18 protein-coding genes are annotated in these 19,190 nt (G+C 30.1%); 8 read left to right on the top strand and 10 right to left on the bottom strand.

Annotation, left to right across the window (positions count from 1 at the left end):
• Positions 1–622: helix-turn-helix domain-containing protein (locus BN350_RS21430; RefSeq protein WP_044600329.1), on the top strand; the 622-nt coding region annotated here is incomplete at its 5' end.
• A gap of 4 nt (positions 623–626) precedes the next feature.
• Here the strand turns inward: BN350_RS21430 and BN350_RS13630 are convergent.
• The 5 genes from BN350_RS13630 to BN350_RS13650 form a co-directional block, all read right to left on the bottom strand.
• A complete protein-coding gene (locus BN350_RS13630; protein ID WP_028044102.1) occupies positions 627–1,520 on the bottom strand; it encodes an ROK family protein in 894 nt (297 codons plus the stop codon).
• Complete coding sequence (locus tag BN350_RS13635) at positions 1,520–2,608, bottom strand: DUF871 domain-containing protein (RefSeq protein WP_028044103.1); 1,089 nt, start codon at positions 2,606–2,608, stop codon at positions 1,520–1,522. The genes BN350_RS13630 and BN350_RS13635 overlap by 1 nt, the downstream gene beginning before the upstream one ends.
• Before the next feature lie 429 nt (positions 2,609–3,037).
• Positions 3,038–3,640, bottom strand: coding sequence for a flavodoxin (locus tag BN350_RS19290; RefSeq protein WP_044600330.1), 603 nt, complete (start codon positions 3,638–3,640; stop codon positions 3,038–3,040).
• A gap of 18 nt (positions 3,641–3,658) precedes the next feature.
• Positions 3,659–4,582: an aldo/keto reductase gene (locus tag BN350_RS13645; protein WP_028044104.1), complete on the bottom strand. Its 924-nt coding sequence runs from the start codon at positions 4,580–4,582 to the stop codon at positions 3,659–3,661.
• Between the two features lie 159 nt (positions 4,583–4,741).
• Positions 4,742–5,872: an aldo/keto reductase gene (locus tag BN350_RS13650; protein WP_028044105.1), complete on the bottom strand. Its 1,131-nt coding sequence runs from the start codon at positions 5,870–5,872 to the stop codon at positions 4,742–4,744.
• Between the two features lie 359 nt (positions 5,873–6,231).
• Here BN350_RS13650 and BN350_RS19295 point away from each other — a divergent pair, with 359 nt between their 5' ends.
• The 3 genes from BN350_RS19295 to BN350_RS21880 all read left to right on the top strand — a co-directional run bounded on the left by BN350_RS19295 (position 6,232) and on the right by BN350_RS21880 (position 7,848).
• Complete coding sequence (locus BN350_RS19295; RefSeq protein WP_196802965.1) at positions 6,232–7,089, top strand: LysR family transcriptional regulator; 858 nt, start codon at positions 6,232–6,234, stop codon at positions 7,087–7,089.
• A gap of 175 nt (positions 7,090–7,264) precedes the next feature.
• Complete coding sequence (locus BN350_RS19300; protein WP_044600331.1) at positions 7,265–7,735, top strand: helix-turn-helix domain-containing protein; 471 nt, start codon at positions 7,265–7,267, stop codon at positions 7,733–7,735.
• 44 nt (positions 7,736–7,779) lie between these two features.
• Entirely contained in the window at positions 7,780–7,848 is a 69-nt protein-coding gene (locus BN350_RS21880; protein WP_420885241.1) for a hypothetical protein, read from the top strand.
• Positions 7,849–8,641: 793 nt separating this feature from the next.
• Here BN350_RS21880 and BN350_RS13665 read toward each other — a convergent pair.
• A complete protein-coding gene (locus BN350_RS13665) occupies positions 8,642–9,508 on the bottom strand; it encodes a MurR/RpiR family transcriptional regulator (RefSeq protein ID WP_028044106.1) in 867 nt (288 codons plus the stop codon).
• Between the two features lie 208 nt (positions 9,509–9,716).
• On the opposite strand from BN350_RS13665, the gene BN350_RS13670 reads away from it, so the two are divergent.
• Genes BN350_RS13670 through BN350_RS13680 form a run of 3 tightly spaced genes read left to right on the top strand, consistent with a single transcriptional unit; the run spans position 9,717 to position 13,225 of the window.
• Positions 9,717–10,553 (top strand): Cof-type HAD-IIB family hydrolase, encoded by an 837-nt coding sequence (locus BN350_RS13670; RefSeq protein WP_028044107.1) that lies wholly within the window; start codon positions 9,717–9,719, stop codon positions 10,551–10,553.
• A 10-nt stretch (positions 10,554–10,563) separates the two neighbouring features.
• Entirely contained in the window at positions 10,564–11,772 is a 1,209-nt protein-coding gene (locus tag BN350_RS13675) for an MFS transporter (protein WP_028044108.1), read from the top strand.
• Complete coding sequence (locus tag BN350_RS13680) at positions 11,762–13,225, top strand: glycoside hydrolase family 1 protein (RefSeq protein WP_028044109.1); 1,464 nt, start codon at positions 11,762–11,764, stop codon at positions 13,223–13,225. The genes BN350_RS13675 and BN350_RS13680 overlap by 11 nt, the downstream gene beginning before the upstream one ends.
• Before the next feature lie 50 nt (positions 13,226–13,275).
• On the opposite strand, the gene BN350_RS13685 is transcribed toward BN350_RS13680, so the two are convergent.
• The 3 genes from BN350_RS13685 to BN350_RS13695 are packed head-to-tail and all read right to left on the bottom strand — an operon-like array spanning position 13,276 to position 17,748.
• Positions 13,276–15,108, bottom strand: a complete 1,833-nt coding sequence (locus BN350_RS13685) for an ABC transporter ATP-binding protein (protein ID WP_028044110.1) — start codon at positions 15,106–15,108, stop codon at positions 13,276–13,278.
• Positions 15,101–17,323, bottom strand: coding sequence for an ABC transporter ATP-binding protein (locus BN350_RS13690; protein ID WP_028044111.1), 2,223 nt, complete (start codon positions 17,321–17,323; stop codon positions 15,101–15,103). Before BN350_RS13690 ends, BN350_RS13685 begins: the two co-directional genes overlap by 8 nt.
• Complete coding sequence (locus tag BN350_RS13695) at positions 17,320–17,748, bottom strand: MarR family winged helix-turn-helix transcriptional regulator (RefSeq protein WP_028044112.1); 429 nt, start codon at positions 17,746–17,748, stop codon at positions 17,320–17,322. Before BN350_RS13695 ends, BN350_RS13690 begins: the two co-directional genes overlap by 4 nt.
• 173 nt (positions 17,749–17,921) lie before the next feature.
• On the opposite strand from BN350_RS13695, the gene BN350_RS19305 reads away from it, so the two are divergent.
• Positions 17,922–18,593: a helix-turn-helix domain-containing protein gene (locus tag BN350_RS19305; RefSeq protein WP_044600332.1), complete on the top strand. Its 672-nt coding sequence runs from the start codon at positions 17,922–17,924 to the stop codon at positions 18,591–18,593.
• 353 nt (positions 18,594–18,946) lie between these two features.
• Here the strand turns inward: BN350_RS19305 and BN350_RS20695 are convergent, their stop codons facing one another.
• Complete coding sequence (locus BN350_RS20695) at positions 18,947–19,120, bottom strand: hypothetical protein (protein WP_155849108.1); 174 nt, start codon at positions 19,118–19,120, stop codon at positions 18,947–18,949.
• Positions 19,121–19,190 lie beyond the last annotated feature (70 nt).

Here is a 19,190-nt window from a genome sequence, read left to right on the forward strand (position 1 = left end):
GAAACGTGGTCGTAAAGATAAAATAGACTGGATTTTTAATACAATTAATAAAACATATACAGTTCATTTAGCTGATAATTCATTAGATACCATTAAAATTAAGTTTATTTCTTTAACAACTCTTTTAACACGACTAGCAGTAGATGAAGGAGTTCCATTAGACAGTGCATTCAGTTTGTCAGATTCCCTTATCCAGCATCTCCCTAATATCAGATTATCACAAGAATGTCTAAAATATATGAAATATGCAAGTTATGAATTTATTGAACTGATTCATCATACATCTCAGCAATGTTCATCTCTTATGAATCAATGTATTCGTTATATTGATACACATATATATGAAAAGATTACACTACTTGATTTGGAGGATGCAACCGCTCATTCATCAGTTTATATTTCTTCACGTTTTAAAAAGGAGCTAGGAGTCACTTTTTCACAATATCTATTAAACAAAAAAATAGAAGAAGCCAAACATCTTCTCCTATTTACAGATCATAGTTATCAGGAAATCAGTACTTTGCTAAATTTTACAAGTCAAAGTCATTTTACCCAACGTTTTAAACAAGTTACAGGTCAAACACCTAAAGCCTATCGTGACATGAATTTTAAGTATTTATAATAGCTTATTGTTTTTTTATAAATACTGAGACTGCACCAATCATTCCTGCCTGATTATGAAGCTGACATGTTTGAATACGCGGCATATCAACAAGGCTTAAAACATGATAATCCTGACAAATTTGCTGATAATCTGCAATAATATTTTTCATCACATCTTCATTTGAACTGATACCACCACCAATCAGAATCACTTCTGGAGCAATCGTTACAGCAACATTCATGAGTAATACAGCCACACTATGATAAAACTCTTTTAAGCATTCTACAGCATCAACATCACCTTGCCCTGCTCGTGATATGATTTCCTGGGCATCCAAAACACGTTCATGAATACGGTAACTATAATGACGACAAAGTCCCGCAACTGTTGCTGCATGATAAGAAAATGACTGTTCATCATAATCACCTTTTTGATGTCCTGCCAAAGAAATTCCAAACTCTCCAGCTAAACCACCTAATCCTCGATAGAGCTTTCCATCGATATAAATAGCGCCACCAATAGCTGTACCTAATGTCAAACATACGAAATTATCAATGTTCTTCGCTGCTCCTTGCCATTTTTCTGCACAAGCTGCAGCTTTCCCATCATTTTCAATAACAACAGGTAAGTTTAAATATTTTTCAAATTCTCTTTTCATATTACAATGAAAAAAACATTTGATTGCTCCACTTGTTTGCATATAACCATCAGTTCGAACAATTCCAGGTGTACTGATACCAACACCTTCTATAAAATAGTCTTGATGTCTTAAAATAAAATCTTTGACTTGTTGCATAAGTAATTCTTTTTCATGAGATGTTGCTTCATTTTCACTCAAACAAACTTTTCCTTTTTCATTGATTATTCCCATTTTTATACGTGTTCCACCTATATCAATGCCAGCATAATATTTCATTATCGTGTCTCCTTTAATTCAAATGTTTGAAATGGTTTGAGACTATCTAACAAAATCATTTCATCTTCTTTAATTCTACCAACAACATTAATTCTTGGATCACCTTTTCTATCTTGTAATGCAATTTGAACTTCTGCTTTATATTGACCAAAATCATTATTCAACACAAGTATATCTCCTCTGTGAATATTTCTGATATACTGATGGGGTTCAATCGTTTCTTTTGCGTATTTTTGTTTATTATGAGAAGAACGAATCATATACTCAGAAGCATCACCACGATAATCATGAATTGTACAAACCATTTGTTTTTCTAATTCTGTTACATCTTCATAAAAAGAGACATTCAAATAATCTATTGGTAATTGCATAATGTCTTGAACGATTTTGAGTTCTGTTTCACTTGCAAATGTATTCGCAATAATAATATCATCTACACAATTTAACATTTTCATATGTCTAGCCTGTACATCTATAGGCAGGTCTCTGTGAACTTCTAATGTACAAAGTCCATCTGATATAGGCCATGGCGACACATTTGCATCTTGTGATGTAATAAAAGCAGCAGTTTGAATATGAGCATTTTCAAAACGTCTCGAACATTTTTGAAATGTCTCTAATGATAAACCAGTGTAACGCTGTGGATAAAAATTAAATGAGGCACTTAGATTTTGATATTGTGGACGATAATCTTGAATCAAATTGAAATAATGAGTATCATTGCTCATATTGATATCAATTATAATGCCATAAGGGTTATGAGTCATCATCGCTTCTGTTCTGCCATTATAACCACTGTCTAATCTTAAAATCTGTACTCCCATATTATGAAAATAAGATAAATCATCTTCTTTCATTTTTAAATAATCAAATACCATGGGATGGATATCAAGCATCACAAGCATTCCTAATTCATTTGCAAATGCTATACTTTCCTTTAATCTACGAATAGATTTCTTGGGATCATCAATATCAATTTGTAACATACTCATAAATACTTTTTGATAACCATATCTTTGAGCTAATTTTAAATATGCAACATCTTCTTCATATGTTGTCTTATTTGGATATAACGCTATACCTAACATAAAAACAACCTCCTTTTTTATAAGTATATCTTATTTGGGAGGTTGTCTTTATCATGTTTTTAATGATTATGTTATAAGTTTAATATTTTTTAACTTTTTATTTCTTTATAAACATTCATTAAGTCACTATTATCAGTTTCATTTTTTCTCATGCTATAATCAAAATATTCTTTTACTTTTATCAAAAGATGATGATATCTATTGATTATGAGCATCTTCATTGAGAAATAAATAAGATAAATGTGAGTCGTATTTATCCTCAACTTGAGACTCACACCATATCTTTCCATGTTACAATACTTTCATCAGTTATGACATGAAAAGAGGTGATGAGATTGACTACGATTCTCGACAAGACAATATTAACATGATTATCTGATTATTTCAATTTGATTTTTTTCTTTATCATTTCTTATCAATATTCATTATTTAGTCAGATAGAATTGCTAAGAAATCTTTTAAATCTTGTTGAGAAGAATCTTGAAGCAACCGTTTTCCTTCATGCCATGAAGTTGAAGAGGCTGTAAATTGATGCAAATAACTATCACTTGTTCCCATATCACTGCCTCCAGATGTACAGAAAGGAAGAATTGTCTTATTAGAAAAATCATAACTTTCCAAAAAAGTATGCACTATTCTAGGTGCGTGTCCATGCCATATTGGATAGCCAAGAACAATTTGATCATAGTCTTGCATATTGTCTACCTTATTAGATATTTGAGGACGAGCAGACTTGTCATCTTGTTCTTGATTAGCGCGACAATCTGTATAATAAGCTAAATCTTCTTTGGTATAAGGATCTGACGCAATAATTTCATAGATATCAGCATTTAAAATATTGGCTGCTTCTTGGGCTAATTTCTTTGTTGTTCCTGTTGCTGAAAAATAAACAACCAATGTCTTTTTATTCGTATGGATACTTTGATTATTCTCAGGATTACTTTCTGTATTGATCTCATTTGCTGTCTTCTGACATCCTACCAACAAAGCCACACATAAGAATATGAACATTATTTTTAAATATCGTTTCATGTTTTCATCTCCTTAGCATTAATACCAATCATGTTTTTCATTTCGATCCAATGCTTTGATTTGTTCCATCTCTTCATCAGATAATTCAAAGTGATAAATTTCAGTATTTTCTTTAATATGATCTGGATTACTAGATCCAGGTATCACTACTACTCCTCTTTGTAAATTCCATCTTAAAATCACTTGTGCAGCTGAAACATCATGATTTTTAGCTATCTCCACAATCGTTTTATGATTGAGTATTTCTTTGGTATATCCTCTTCCACCAAAAGGATACCATCCTTCAATAACTATCCCCTTCTCTTGTATATAAGGAATCACATCATTTTCCTGATAAAAAGGATGGATTTCATTTTGAACAACAGCTGGCATAATAGTGATTTGAGGTAAAAATGTTTCTAATTCCTCAACATACCAATTAGATAATCCAATTGAACGAATCTTGCCATCTTGCACATATTTTTCCATAGCCTGATAAGCTTCAACATCATGATCGCCAGGATGATGCAATAACATCAAATCTATATAATCAACATCTAATTTTTCTAAAGCCATATCAATAGCCTCTTCAGGTGCATCAAACTGACTTGGATAGATCTTTGTTGTTATAAAAAGATTTTCTCTTGGAACATCACTATCCTTAATCGCTTTTCCTATGTCTTCTTCGTTATGATACATATAAGCCGTATCAATGAGTCTGACACCTGAATTGAATGCACTCATAATTGACTCATAACAATCATTACCAGTCAAACTATAGGTTCCAATACCATTAATAGGCATTGGATAACCACTATTTAAAGTCACTGTTTTTAATTTATAATCAAAGACAGGCGTTTTCGTATTGATTTCATTATTTGTTTGCTGATTTGAATTTTTTTGACAAGCGACCAATATACAAACAACTAACATAATAGAAATCAAGCTTATTGTTTTTTTCATTATATTTCACCCCTTATCTATAAGAATAAAGCAAGAATCAAGCAATATGATGTTATCTAAAGAAATAAAGATCATTGCTTAGTTATTCATAATAATATCTGACACAATGAACTTTGTTGTAATAAACAGCTCTTAATGATTGATTCCACTATTTTTAACTTATCCTAGTTTTTCTGTAAAATCATGCATCACTTCTGAAATCTTAATCTGTTGAGGACAAACACCCTCACAGCTTCTACATCCAATACATGCACTTGGTTTTTTATCATCTGGTAAAGCAGATAAAGCCATAGGTGCTATAAATCCACCTTCAGTAAAACAATGTTCATTATATAAACCTAATAAAAAAGGAATATCTAATCCCATAGGACAATGACTTGTACAATAACGACATGCTGTACATGGTAAAGTTTTCTTTTCTAGCATTTGTGAAGAAATAGATAATAATGTATCCCATTCTTTTTCATTGAGTGGTTTCTCTTCTTCAAAAGTCTTAATATTTTCTTTTAACTGTTCAAAGTTTGACATTCCAGATAAAACCATTGTCACACTGTCAATAGATTGCAAGAAACGAAATGCCCATGCTGGAGTTGTTTCTTCAGTTCGTAACGTTTTTAATTCATTTGTATGCTCATCAGATAAATGAGCTAATCTTCCTCCACGAAGCGGCTCCATAACCCATACTGGAATATGATATTCATTTAATAAATCAATCTTTGCTTTGGCATCCTGAAAGAAATAGTCTAAATAGTTTAACTGAATTTGGCAGAATTCCATCTTATCTCCATAAACTTCTAAAAACTTATTCATTGTTGGTAAATCACCATGAGCTGAAAATCCTAAATGTTTAATTCTTCCTAATTCTTTTTGTTTCCACAAATAATCAAAAATTCCATATTTTTTATCCAAATAAGCATCAATATTCATTTCACAAACATTATGAAACAAATAAAAGTCAAAATACTCAACTTGACATTTCTCTAACTGTTTTTCAAATATTTCATCTACTTTATTCATATTAAATAAATCATAACCAGGAAACTTTGTTGCTAAAGAAAAACTCTCTCTTGGATAATCTTTTAGGACTTTACCCATCACAATTTCTGATACACCACCATGATATCCCCATGCAGTATCATAATAATTAATACCTTTTTCCATTGCATATGCAACCATTTCTTTTGTGGCTTGTTCATCTATATGATGATCATCTCCATCAATTGTTGGAAGTCTCATGGCTCCCATTCCTAACGCTGATAATTTTAAGTCTTGAAAATTTTTATAAATCATAATTGACCTCCTCATTTTTTAAGTAATATAACAAATAATCTAAACCGATTATTTCATATTGAACAGCATGTAAAGTCTTAAGTAATAATTTTCTATGAATAGACAAATGATTTACTCATTCATTGTTTTTACCTTGTTCATATAAACTTAGACAATGTTTAATCAGCTGTTCCTGACAGTCAGCAGCTCTTACGTTTTGATGAAATATCTTCTTTTTATCTGTAGACTTTGCTATCCTGATCTTCTCAACACTTATTATAAGTTTTCAATGAAAAATGTCTAATACTTATCATTTATATCAAGATATGCTTTTTTGGAATATCTAAATATGTTATTGTATAAGTAAAGAGGTTGACAAAATGGAAATAAGAGTCCTAAGATATTTTTTAGCTGTAGCAAGAGAACAAAATATGACAAGAGCTGCTCAACATTTACATGTTACTCAACCAACTTTATCTAAACAGCTGAAACAATTAGAAGATGAAGTAGGTAAGAAATTATTTATAAGAAGTAATTATAATCTTCGTTTAACACAGGAAGGTATTCTCTTAAGAAAAAGAGCAGAGGATATTATTAATATGGTTGATAAAACAATGGATGAGTTTCAATCATTAGATGATATTACTGGTGGTGACATCTATATAGGAGCAGCTGAATCAAAATCATTTTGTTATTTTGCGACTATTGCTAAACAATTGCAGTTAAAGTATCCTGATGTCAGGTTTCATTTATATAGTGGAAATACTGAAATCATTGCCGAAAGATTAGATCGTGGATTACTAGATTTTGCGATTATTGTACAGGAAGTCGACCTATCCAAGTATAATTATATAAAAGTACCTGCTAGTGATAGATGGGGTGTGATTATGCGTAAGGATGACAAACTCGCAAATAAAGATTTTATTACAGTCAATGACTTAATGGATATCCCTTTAATTGTATCAAGGCAAGGATTAACAGAAGATTTTCCCAAGATTTTTAAAGAGAAAGTTGATGATTTACATATTGTTGCGACATTTGATCTTATCTATAATGCATCTATTATGGTTAAAAAGAAATTTGGCTATGCTTTAAGTTTTGATCATCTGATTGACACAAGCAATGAAAGTGAATTATGTTTTCGTCCACTATATCCTAAACTCCAATCTAATATGTACATTATCTGGAAAAATATCAAATTTTTAGTCCCATTTCACAAAAACTACTCGAAGAAATGACACATTATTTTAATATTATATAGAAACAAAAAATAAGTGTCATAATTTTGTCTTACTTTTGAGAAGTACTTAATTCCTATACAAATGACAATATATCGTATATTCTCAGTTTCTGTCCTGTTCTTTTTTACAAAAAGTATGTAATATAGGAGTTGAAAAGAAAGGAGTGTTTAGTATGAATCAACAAAAAATAGGTGAATTTATTTCTTTCTGTAGAAAAGAAAAAAAATTAACACAAGCTCAATTAGCTGAAATGCTAGGAGTGAGTGATAAATCTATCTCTAGATGGGAAAATGGAAAAACAATGCCAGACATATCATTATATGAACCTCTATGTCAATTACTAGATATCCACATATCAGAATTACTTTATGCCAAGAAAATGTCAGATGATGAAAAAACCAAACAAGGAGAACAATCAGCATTAAGTCTATTAAAAACAAAATCACAGCTTGAGACATTTGGGATTTTCACTGAAATTTTGATAGTTGTAGGAATCATTATGACAATAACACTTACCAAAATGTTAGCAGTGACAACAAATCAAATGATCATAACAATGGTATGCGGATGTTTTGTTTGGGGTTTTGGTCTCATCTTAAGAGTTCAAATTAAAAAAGCAATTATAAAGTTAGAAAATCAATAAGACTTTACGAAACTGATCAGATCCAAAAAGAAGAATTAGATAAAATTATTGAGACTGCTTTACGGGCATCATGTGCTAATAATCGCCAATCTGTAAAAATTGTAGTAGCTTAAAATCTAAATTTAAATAATCAATGAGGAAAAATTAATGGAGATATATTTACTCTTGCAATAAACCCACAAAAAAGTGTCATCAATATTATAAGGTTCTTACTCAGTTATGAGTAATCATAAAATGAGAAGATTCAATACTATTGAATTTATCAATAGTATTGAAATCTTCTTTTTTATTTACACCCTAAAATAACAAACAACCTATTACGAACGATAGCTATATTGTTTATACCCAATCATTATCCAAATGCTATTCAGGATTGTTGTGTAACAATATAAAATATTATGTGAGAAGCAACTAAACCAAATATTAGTTCTATTTTTATTTCTAGAGATGAAAAAACATTTGAAAATGGTTTAGGAAAAACGTATAACTCAATAGGACCTAGTTGAAAGTTATCAATGTCATAGCATTATCCCAATCGATTATATTAAAAAGAATGGAATTGTACATAATAGAAAAAGAAATTTTGTTATTATCGATTAAACAAATCCATGTTTTCCATGGGTTCATAATCAATGATTGGCTGCTTTTATAATCAAAAATATATATTTAAGATATTTGCATCAATAATAAATTCATAGAAAATAAAACTTTATTTTACTGTTCTAAATTGTATAAAGAGAAAATATCCTTGTCATATGATACAAAATTTCCATTATATAAAATAAGAGGATTTAATTCTATTAAATTATCAATAGAATTTAAATCCTCATTTTCATATTCCCCTTAAGGTTAGAAAGAAAATGATTTTTCACTCAAAAAGAACAAAATCTACTTTCTGTTCATCAATTATTCTTTATGAAAGTTATTGGGAAAATCAGTTTTTTCAACATATTTTTTTCTTTTATCCATGTTCATTTCGTAATTTTTATGAAAAACACATGAATAGAGTACATCAAGGATAAAATGAATTGAACTATTAGAAATATAAGGTCCAATCTTTGCATATTGATTTTCTTGAGGTGGAAGATAAAAATGGACATCAGTATAATTTACTAATGTATTCTCATTATATCCTGTGATTGATATAGAGGGACAAATTTTTTGTTTGATTAAATCATTTATTTCTAAATTATCAAAAGTTTCACCCGAATATGATATAAAAATACAGCAATCATCTTGTTTTAAAGTTTGAAAAGTATAGGCAAAATCATCACGATTATTAAGAATTGTCACTGCTTTAAATAAGAATTTCATTTTATATTGAAAATCATAAGTAATTGAGGCAGTGTTTGCCATTGCAAAAATATAAATGTGTTGAGCATTATAAAGAAATAAAACAGCTTTTTGAAGTTGATCATGATGAACCATAGTCGCTGACTCTTCAATTGCTTTTGTTTCTAAAGCAGCAATTTTCTTTGTTATGGTTTGAATTGTATCACTTTGAGAAAAAGGAAAGTTAGGATCAATATCACTCATTTGAGATTCTAAATACCTTTTTTCAGTTGCTATAGCATCCCTTAGCTCTAGCCATCCATTATACCCTAATTTTTTTGATAGACGAATGACAGTTGCAGGTGATGTATATGTTTCTTTGGCAATATCTGCTGTTGATAATTTCAAAATATCCTGATCAAAGGATAAAAGAAATTTAGCAACAATTTGTTCATTATTTGAAAAGTTATTTGAATTTTTCAGTTTATCTAGAATAATCATATATTTCCTCCAATTGTTTAACACATCATATCTTTGCATTGAGTATTTTCTTTTTTACTCCTTAATTATAACTGATTTTGAAATAAGTTTTCAATTAAATGAATAATAAAACCATAAAAAATGAAATCATACTTCAAACGTAATGCAATATATTTTAATTTCTTTATTTTTCATTTATATTCTTGTCAAAAGAAGGAGGAAAAAGAAAATGAGTAAATTAATATTTTATGATGTTGATGGAACATTGATAGGAAAGAGTCGCACTATTACTGAAAACAATAAACAAGCATTGCACTTAGCAAGACAAAATGAGCATAAAGTCTTTCTATGTACTGGTCGTAATCCTGTTAGTGCTTTTAATGGATTAGAAGGATTAGAAACAGACGGATTGATTACATTAGCTGGAGGATTGGTCAGTGTCAATAACAAAATCATTTATGAAAATAGTATTGATATAAAAACATTGAATTATTTTATGAAATTATTTGATGACAATCATATCTATTATTCATTAGAAACTAAATTAGGTAATTATCATATAAAGGGGTTACAGGATTTTTATTTAGATTGGATTGATGAACATTACAAGGGAGATTCTAAAGCAATAGCTTTATTAAAAAAAGATAAAGTAGGTGAAAATCAGTATAGCATTCATGATTTTAATAGTCATGAAGTGTCAGTTCAAAAGATGACTTTTGTAGCAGAAGATAGAAATGATTTTAAAAGAGTTAAAGACAAAATAGAAGAAATATTTCATATTAATTACTTTGTTAAAGATAAATCATATATTGATGGTGAATTAATTTTAAAAACTTGTACAAAAGTGCATGGAATTCAAAAAATATTAGATTATTACCAAATGAATGTTCAAGATACGATTGCTTTTGGTGATAGTATGAATGACCTGCAAATGATTAAATTTGTCAATCAAGGTATTGTCTATGAAAATGCACCTGAAGAGTTAAAACAAGAAGCTATTGAATATTTTGGAGATCCTGATCAAGATGCAATTTATCATACAATGAAGAAATTAAATTTAATTTAGGAGGGATATAATGAAGAGATTAAAGAGTTTAGATATGAAATATATATTATCACAGATTATGTATTATGGAGCAAATAGTGCATTGGTTGGATATGCATCAGTTTATCTGTTAGCTAATGGTTTTAATAATTCAACAATTGGTACAGTATTATCAATTGCAAGTGTAGCATTAGTTTTTGTTCAACCTGGCATTGCTTCCTTTGTCGATAAACATGTCAATATAAAGTTACAACAAGTTGTAAACGTTATTTTGATGTTATCAATAATTGCATCGATTGGTTTATATTTCTCATATAGTGAATCATTATTGATGTTAGTGTTGTTCATTGTAGCCGTCATTACACTACAATCATTAACACCACTATTTAATTCAATGGCATTTCTATTCGAAAAAAATGGAATAGAAATTAACTATGGCTTAGCTAGAGGATTTGGAAGTGGTGCTTATGCATTGATATCAATGATAGTTGGTCATTTTGTCGAACAATTTGGAGTTCATTATTTACCACTTGTTTATATTACATTAAATATGATAACAGTTGTTATTGTTAAGATGTATGTCGTTCCAAAAGAGGACGAATTAACAATAAGTGAAAAGGAAGAAGGTGAACAAACTAATTATATTTCGTTTATTGAATTTTTTAAGAAATATAAAAAATTCATGTTCTTTATACTAGGAGCAATCCTTGTGTTTTTCTCACATACAGTTATTAATAATTTTTTAATTCAAATTATTAGTCCTATTGGAGGAAGTGAGGGGCAAATGGGAAATGCTATATTTATAGCAGCTATATTGGAGTTACCTTCAATGATGTTATTTCCACTACTATTAAAGAAATTCAAATGCAGTACATTATTAAAATTTTCTATTTTAATGTTTATAGCAAAACATAGCCTTACCTATCTCTCATCAGATCTAATGATGATATATGCTGCACAAGCATTGCAAATGTTTGCATTTGCAATATTTACTCCTGCAAGTGTTTACTATGTCAATCAATTGATTGATAAAGATAACTTAGTAAAAGGTCAGTCTATGATTACAGTTGTTTATTGTGCGAGTGGTATTATAGCCAATTTTGCAGGTGGCCTGTTATTGGATACATTAGGTGTAGAACAAGTATTATTCATTGGTGTCATTTTAACAGTTGTTGGTGCAATAATTGCACTGCTTAGTATAGAAAAAACAAAGGGAGGAGATTTTGAAAATGAGTTTTAGAAAGGATTTTTTATGGGGTGGTGCAACAGCTGCTTCTCAACATGAAGGCGGGTTTAATAAAGGAGGTAGAGGCTTAAGTACATTTGATACAGTAACTGGTGGCGGATACCAAATTCCACGTTTCATCACTTATATAACAAAAGATGGAGAATATGGAGAGGCACCTATTGATAGTACGATGACTGGAAAGATCCCTCTTCATGCAAAAGGATACATTAATAAAGATTTGTTTTATCCAAGTCATCAGGCAACTGATTTCTATCATCATTTCAAAGAAGATATTGCATTGATGGCAGAAATGGGATTTAAGTGTTTTAGAATGTCAATGAGTTGGTCTCGTATTTGTCCAAATGGTATGTATGATATCAATGAAGAAGGTTTACAATTTTATGATGATATTTTTGATGAATGTTTAAAATATGGCATTGAACCTGTTGTCACATTGAATCATTTCGATATGCCTTTGTATTTAGCTGATCATTATGACGGGTGGTTAAGCCGTGAAGTCATTGATTCTTTTGTTTTCTATGCCAAAACTGTCTTTACAAGATATAAAGATAAAGTCAAATACTGGATGACATTTAATGAAATAAATGTTTTATCTGGCTGGTGTCAGATTGGTATTCATGATAATTGTCCACAAAATTTATATCAGGCTCATCATCATATTTTTATTGCAAGTGCAAAAGCAGTCATGATTGGGCATGAGATAAATCCTCATAATCAAATTGGTATGATGGTTTCTTATACACCCAGTTATCCAATGACATGTTTACCAGAGGATGTGATGGAAGCTATTGAATTTAATCGTCAAAAGCATTTTTATATGGATGTTCAAGTAAAAGGATATTATCCAGATTATCAATTGAAGCTATTTGAAAGAAAGAATATTCACATTCATATGGAAGAAAATGATTTAAAGATCATTGAAAAGGGAACTGTTGATTTTATTGGTTTGAGTTATTATATGTCTACTGTTTCATCTACTGATCCCAATGCTGAAAAAACTGAAGGTAATCAATTTATTGCTTATAAGAATCCCTATTTAAAAACATCTGATTGGGGATGGACTGTTGATCCTTTAGGATTAAGAATTGCTTTAAATGAAATTTATGATCGTTATCACAAACCTCTATTTATTGTAGAAAATGGATTAGGTGCGGCTGATACAATGAAAGATGATGGCACAATTGATGATGACTATCGTATAGAATATCTAAAAAATCATATCAATGCAATGAAAGATGCTGTTGAATTAGATGGTGTGAATTTAATGGGTTATACTCCTTGGGGATGTATTGATATTGTAAGTGCCGGAACTGGAGAAATGAAAAAAAGATATGGCTTTGTTTATGTTGAAAGGTATGATGATGGAACAGGTGATTTTTCTAGAAGAAAGAAAAAATCTTTTGATTGGTATAAAAAAATCATTGAAACAAATGGAAATATATAAAAGAAAAGAGATTTCAAGTTTACATTTGTAAACTATGAAATCTCATTTTTTTATTCAAGTTCTTCTTTACTTGATTCAAATTGTGACTGATACAAGTCTGCATAGAAACCACCTTTAGCAAGTAATGAATTATGATTACCAAGTTCTACAATATCTCCATCTCTCATGACAATAATTGTATTGGCATCTCTAATTGTAGATAAACGATGGGCAATAATAAAACTTGTTCTTCCTTCCATTAATTTATCCATACCTTTTTGAATCAGAACTTCTGTTCTTGTATCAACAGAAGAAGTTGCTTCATCAAGAATAAGGATTTTTGGATCAGCTAAGAATGCTCTAGCAATCGTTAATAACTGCTTTTGACCTTGAGAAATATTGCTTGATTCTTCATTAATGACTGTATCATATCCATCTTCCAAAGTATTGATAAAATGATCAGCATATGCCAATTCACAAGCTTTCTTCATTTCTTCATCAGTCGCATCTAACTTACCATATTTTAAGTTTTCTCTAATCGTTCCACCAAATAACCAAGTATCTTGTAAAACCATACCAAATAAACTTCTCAAATCACTTCTTGCATAATCCTTAATATCATGACCATCAATCATAATACTTCCACTATTCAATTCATAAAATCTCATCAACAATTTAACAATAGTTGTCTTACCAGCCCCTGTTGGACCAACAATAGCAACTGTTTGCCCTGCATGAACATGCATAGAGAAGTCATGAATAATTGTCTTATCTGGATTATAACCAAAGTTCACACTATCGAATGTGACACCACCCTCAACAGAAGTTAATTCATCTTGGGTAATCTTTGGTGTCTCTTTTTCTAATTCTTCTTCATCTAAGAATTCAAAGACACGTTCAGCTGCAGCAGCAGTTGACTGTAATTGGTTCATAATCTGAGCAAATTGTGTAATTGGCTGATTAAAAGAACGAACATATTGAATGAAAGCTTGAATATCTCCAATGGAAATACTTCCATTCATTGCTAAAAATCCACCTAATAAACAAACACCCACATAACCAATATTTCCAACAAAAGTTGTTAATGGCTGCATTAAACCAGAGAAAAATTGAGATTTCCATGCTGATTCATAAAGTTCATCATTATAAACACTAAATCTTTCTACTGATGATTCTTCACCATTAAAAGCTTTGACAATTTGATGAGCTCCATACATTTCTTCAATATGACCATTAACATTTCCTAAACTTTGTTGTTGTCTAAAGAAATATTTCTGTGTTCTTTTCATTATTAATGACATTAAAACCATAGAAACAGGTAAAACACATAATGCCATTAAAGTCATTGGAACACTGATTGTTAACATCATAATAAAGATACCAATCACTTGTACTGTTGATGTGACAATCTGTGTCATACTTTGCTTTAATGAAGTTGCAATTAAATCAACATCATTCGTTACACGTGATAATGTATCCCCACTGGAATGTTTATCAAAATAACTTAATGGTAAACGATCCATCTTTTGAGAAATAGCTTTTCTAAAATCATAAGCCACTCTTTGGGAAACACCTGAAGTAATAAATTCCTGAACAAAATTCAAAAATGCACTTAATAAATAAATACATGCTAAGAAAATAAGAATCTGGAAAATAGCATCAAAATCAATACCACCACTATGACTGACTTTAGCAATAATACCATCACCTAACTTATCAGTTGCTTTGGCTAGTATCTTTGGTCCAAAGATTGTAAAAATAGTTGAACCAGATGCAAATATCAAAACAAATAATAATTTTATATAATAAGGTTTTAAGTAAGAAAATAATCTTTTAATTGTTCCTTTGAAGTCTTTAGCTTTTTCATTTGAGTGACTTCCATGTCCCATAGGTCCTCTAGGCATCTGCTAATTCCTCCTTTGAAAGTTGTGAATAGGCAATTTCCTGATATACTTCACAGGATTTCATCAATTCCTGATGTGTGCCTTTTCCAACTATTTTTCCTTTATCTAAAACAATAATCTGATCAGCATCCATAATTGATGCAATTCTTTGTCCTACAATTAAAACCGTATTCTTTGTTTTTTCTGTTAACTTACTTAACTCTTTTCTTAAAACAGCATCTGTTTTAAAATCTAATGCAGAAAAACTATCATCAAAAATAAGAATCTCTGGATTTTTAGCAATCGCTCTAGCAATTGCTAAACGTTGTTTTTGTCCACCAGAAACATTTGTTCCACCTTGTGAAATAGCTTCATCTAAACCTTTTGGTTTTTCATCTACAAATTCTTTTGCCTGAGCAATACGAATAACTTCATTCAATTCTTCATCTGTTGCATCATGAGCACCATATTGTAAATTAGAACGAATTGTTCCTGAGAAAAGAACACCTTTTTGTGGAACAACACCAATACGTTCTCTTAAATCATGTTGCTTCACATCTTTAACATCAACACCATCAATTGTAATAGAACCATCAGTAACATCATAGAAACGTGGAATCAAATTAATTAATGTTGATTTACCTGAACCCGTAGATCCAATAAATGCAGTTGTTTTCCCCGGTTCAGCCGTGAAGTTGATATCACTTAAAACAGCTTCATGAGCTCCTGGATACTTAAATGTCACATCTTTAAATTCCACAAGACCTCTTTGACTTGCCTGAAATTCTTTTGGTTCTTTTGGATCATGAATTGTCAAATCTGTTGATAAGACTTCATATACTCTGCCAGCTGCAACACTTGCACGAGGAATCATAATAAAGATCATTGCAATAAATAAGAATGACATAATAATATGCATAGCGTATTGAATAAAGGCCATCATATCACCAATTGCAATATTACCTAAATCTAATTGCTGAGCACCAACCCAAACAACAAGTACTGTTGCGATATTCATAATGAACATCATAATAGGCATTAAAACACTCATTGCACGATTCACAAACAAGTTGACTTTTGTTAAATCATCATTAGCTTTATCAAAACGATCTTCACTATGTTTTTCATTACCAAATGCACGAATAACCAAAACCCCACTTAAATTTTCACGCATTGTAAGATTCAATCTATCAATTAAAGATTGAATAATCTTAAACTTAGGCATAACAACCTTAATTAATACAAATAAAACAACTGAAATCACAACTAAAATTAACACAATAATCCAAGTCATTGATGTTGAATGTGTAATAGCCTTATATAATGCTCCTAAACCCATCATTGGAGCAAATAATACAATTCTAAGTAGCATAATCATCAACATCTGTACTTGTGTTATATCATTTGTAGTACGTGTAATAAGTGATGCCGTAGAAAACTTATCAAATTCATTGTTAGAAAAACTTTCTACTTTTTCAAATACAGCTTTTCTTAAATTTCTAGCAACCCCAGCTCCAACACGTGAAGATAGGAATGCTGCAAACATAGCAGCTACTGATCCTAATAAAGCTATTCCAAGCATTTTTATTCCTGAAGAGAATATATAACGCATCTGCATATTGTCTACATCAGCACCTAATGCCTGGTATTCACTCTTAACACCATTACCCCCAGCAATAAGCATAGTAGATTCACCCATAGCTTCTATCTGAGCATCAATTTGTTTTGTCATTTCTTTTTTTGCATCTGCATCCATCATTGCAAACACCTGATAAACATCCATACCTTGTGGTAATTGTCCAAATTTTTCCTGATACTCTTTTGAATTTTTATCCATTGAGTCAATAGAAGTCACCATCAGCATAGGTTTAATCATAGCACTTTGTAACTGATCAAATTCCTCACTAGATAAATCATTTAATACATAAGCATCTTTTAATTTTGGAAATTCTTCTTTTATATTACTTTTTAAATCATCATGAGACGTGAATGTATAACTTGATTTCATGATATCCTTTTGATCATCATCTACAAAAATCAAAAGATGTTCAAATTTTTCATCACTCAATACATCAGCAACTGGACTTTCAAATCCACCTGCCTGAATTCCATTCGTCACAATCTGACTCATATAGTCTGGTAATGCCAATTCAGATTGTGATTGAACAAAAACTGCTCCAATACAAAGCAAAATCGGTAACCAGAACTTATAAGCAAACTTACGTAACTTAATCATTCAATTTCCTCCTTTATATTATTTTGAATTCTTTTAATGATATTCAATACAGCATCATAATCTTCCTGTGTCATACCTCTGCAGATCACCTGATATGAATAATCAAATGCCTTTTGAATCTCATTCATCATGTCTTCCCCTTGAGATGATAAAACAATCACATATCTTCTTTTATCATCACTATCAATTTCTCTTTCAATCAACCCCGAATCAACCAAACGTTTTATTCTTACTGAAAGAGTTGCCTCAGTAATATGAAGTTTCAAAGCAATTTCTTTTTGACTTAATTTTTCTTTATGAATCAGTTTCATTAACTTCACTTGTTCAGGTGTCATATTCTGACAACGCTCAACCATCAACCGTGTTGATAATTTATGAAGTGTTTTGAGTTCTTCCCAAATTCGATTCAATCCTTCATGTTTCATCTTTTCACCCCTTATTACTTAGTACGCTAACTATTATAATTAGTGTACTAAGTAATGTCAATATATAATCTCAAAAAATATATGATTCTTATCATTTGAGAATCATTCCTCCCATATAAGAACAAAATTCACTACATATATGTTATACTGTTTATAGAAAGAAGGGATATATAATGGAAGAAAAAACTTTTTCAAAGAAACTCATTCAGTTACGCAAGAAATTTCATTTAACACAACAAGAATTAGCAGATCAATTGCATGTATCAAACAAAACAATTTCAAGATGGGAAACCAATGAAGGATATCCAGATATTGACTTGCTTGTTGACATTGCTGAATTCTTTCATGTTTCAATTGATTATCTTTTAAAAGATCATGAGGATTTTAAGGAACTAGATAAATTTGATTTGATTTCTTATATTCCCTGGATGATTTCATTATTAGGCATCTTAACATATTATATTTTTAATAAACTTTCTATTCCATTTATTTTTAGTTTTATTGTCTATTATTTCATTATACGTTTTTCATATCAATTCCTTACAAAATATACAGATAGGAAAAATGGAAAGACATTAGTGAAACTCAATACCATTTCTAGTTTTTTTGTTGTACAGTCTTTGACAGCACAGATTTTATTAATATTCGTTATGATGAGTATAACCGGTCAAATCTTTATCATAGGTGATTATAATGTTAATTTTTCTGATTATGCTTCTCAATTTTCAACTCCTATTGTACTCAGTTATCTTGTTGGAGCCATCTATGCTTTTATTCACTATAAGGGACATATGACTGATGAATATTGTCAAAATATAAAAAACTCTAACAAAATCAGTTCTTAAGAAATTTATTGAGTTAAGTTTATCTTTTTATAAATTGAAACAGTTGAAAAATTATATCATCAGCATATTATTTTAAAAGAAAAGAAATCTACTTCATATAGATTTCTTTTCTTTGTCCAACATTAATAACAAGAATAATAAATTTTTCATCTACAATGTCCATAAGATGCGATAATCTCCTACTCTGTATTGCCATTAATTTTTGAGATTCCCTTTTAACGGTTTGCTACACTCTCGTGGAGCAGAACATTCAACAAGGTTTTTTATTATCAATCTCATTAACATAATTTTTGTATATTGATCCAATTTTTTAATTTGCTTTTGAGCACTCTTTGAATACTCAACTTTATAGCTCATAATCCAAGTTCCTTTATCAAATCTTGATGAGATATTGTTTTAGGATCCTTCAAATATTCATAATATGCTTGTTCAGCTAAAGCGATATCATTATCAACAAGTGATAATTCTTTATAGTAAACTCCTTTCAATAGAATAAAGAAAGGACAAAACAAAGATACATAACACATGTATATTCATTTCATCCTTGAGAACTTCTATGCCATTATTATATCACAATGAGCAAACATATTTCACAAA

This window comes from Candidatus Stoquefichus massiliensis AP9 (assembly GCF_000455285.1).
GTDB lineage: Bacteria > Bacillota_I > Bacilli_A > Erysipelotrichales > Coprobacillaceae > Stoquefichus > Stoquefichus massiliensis.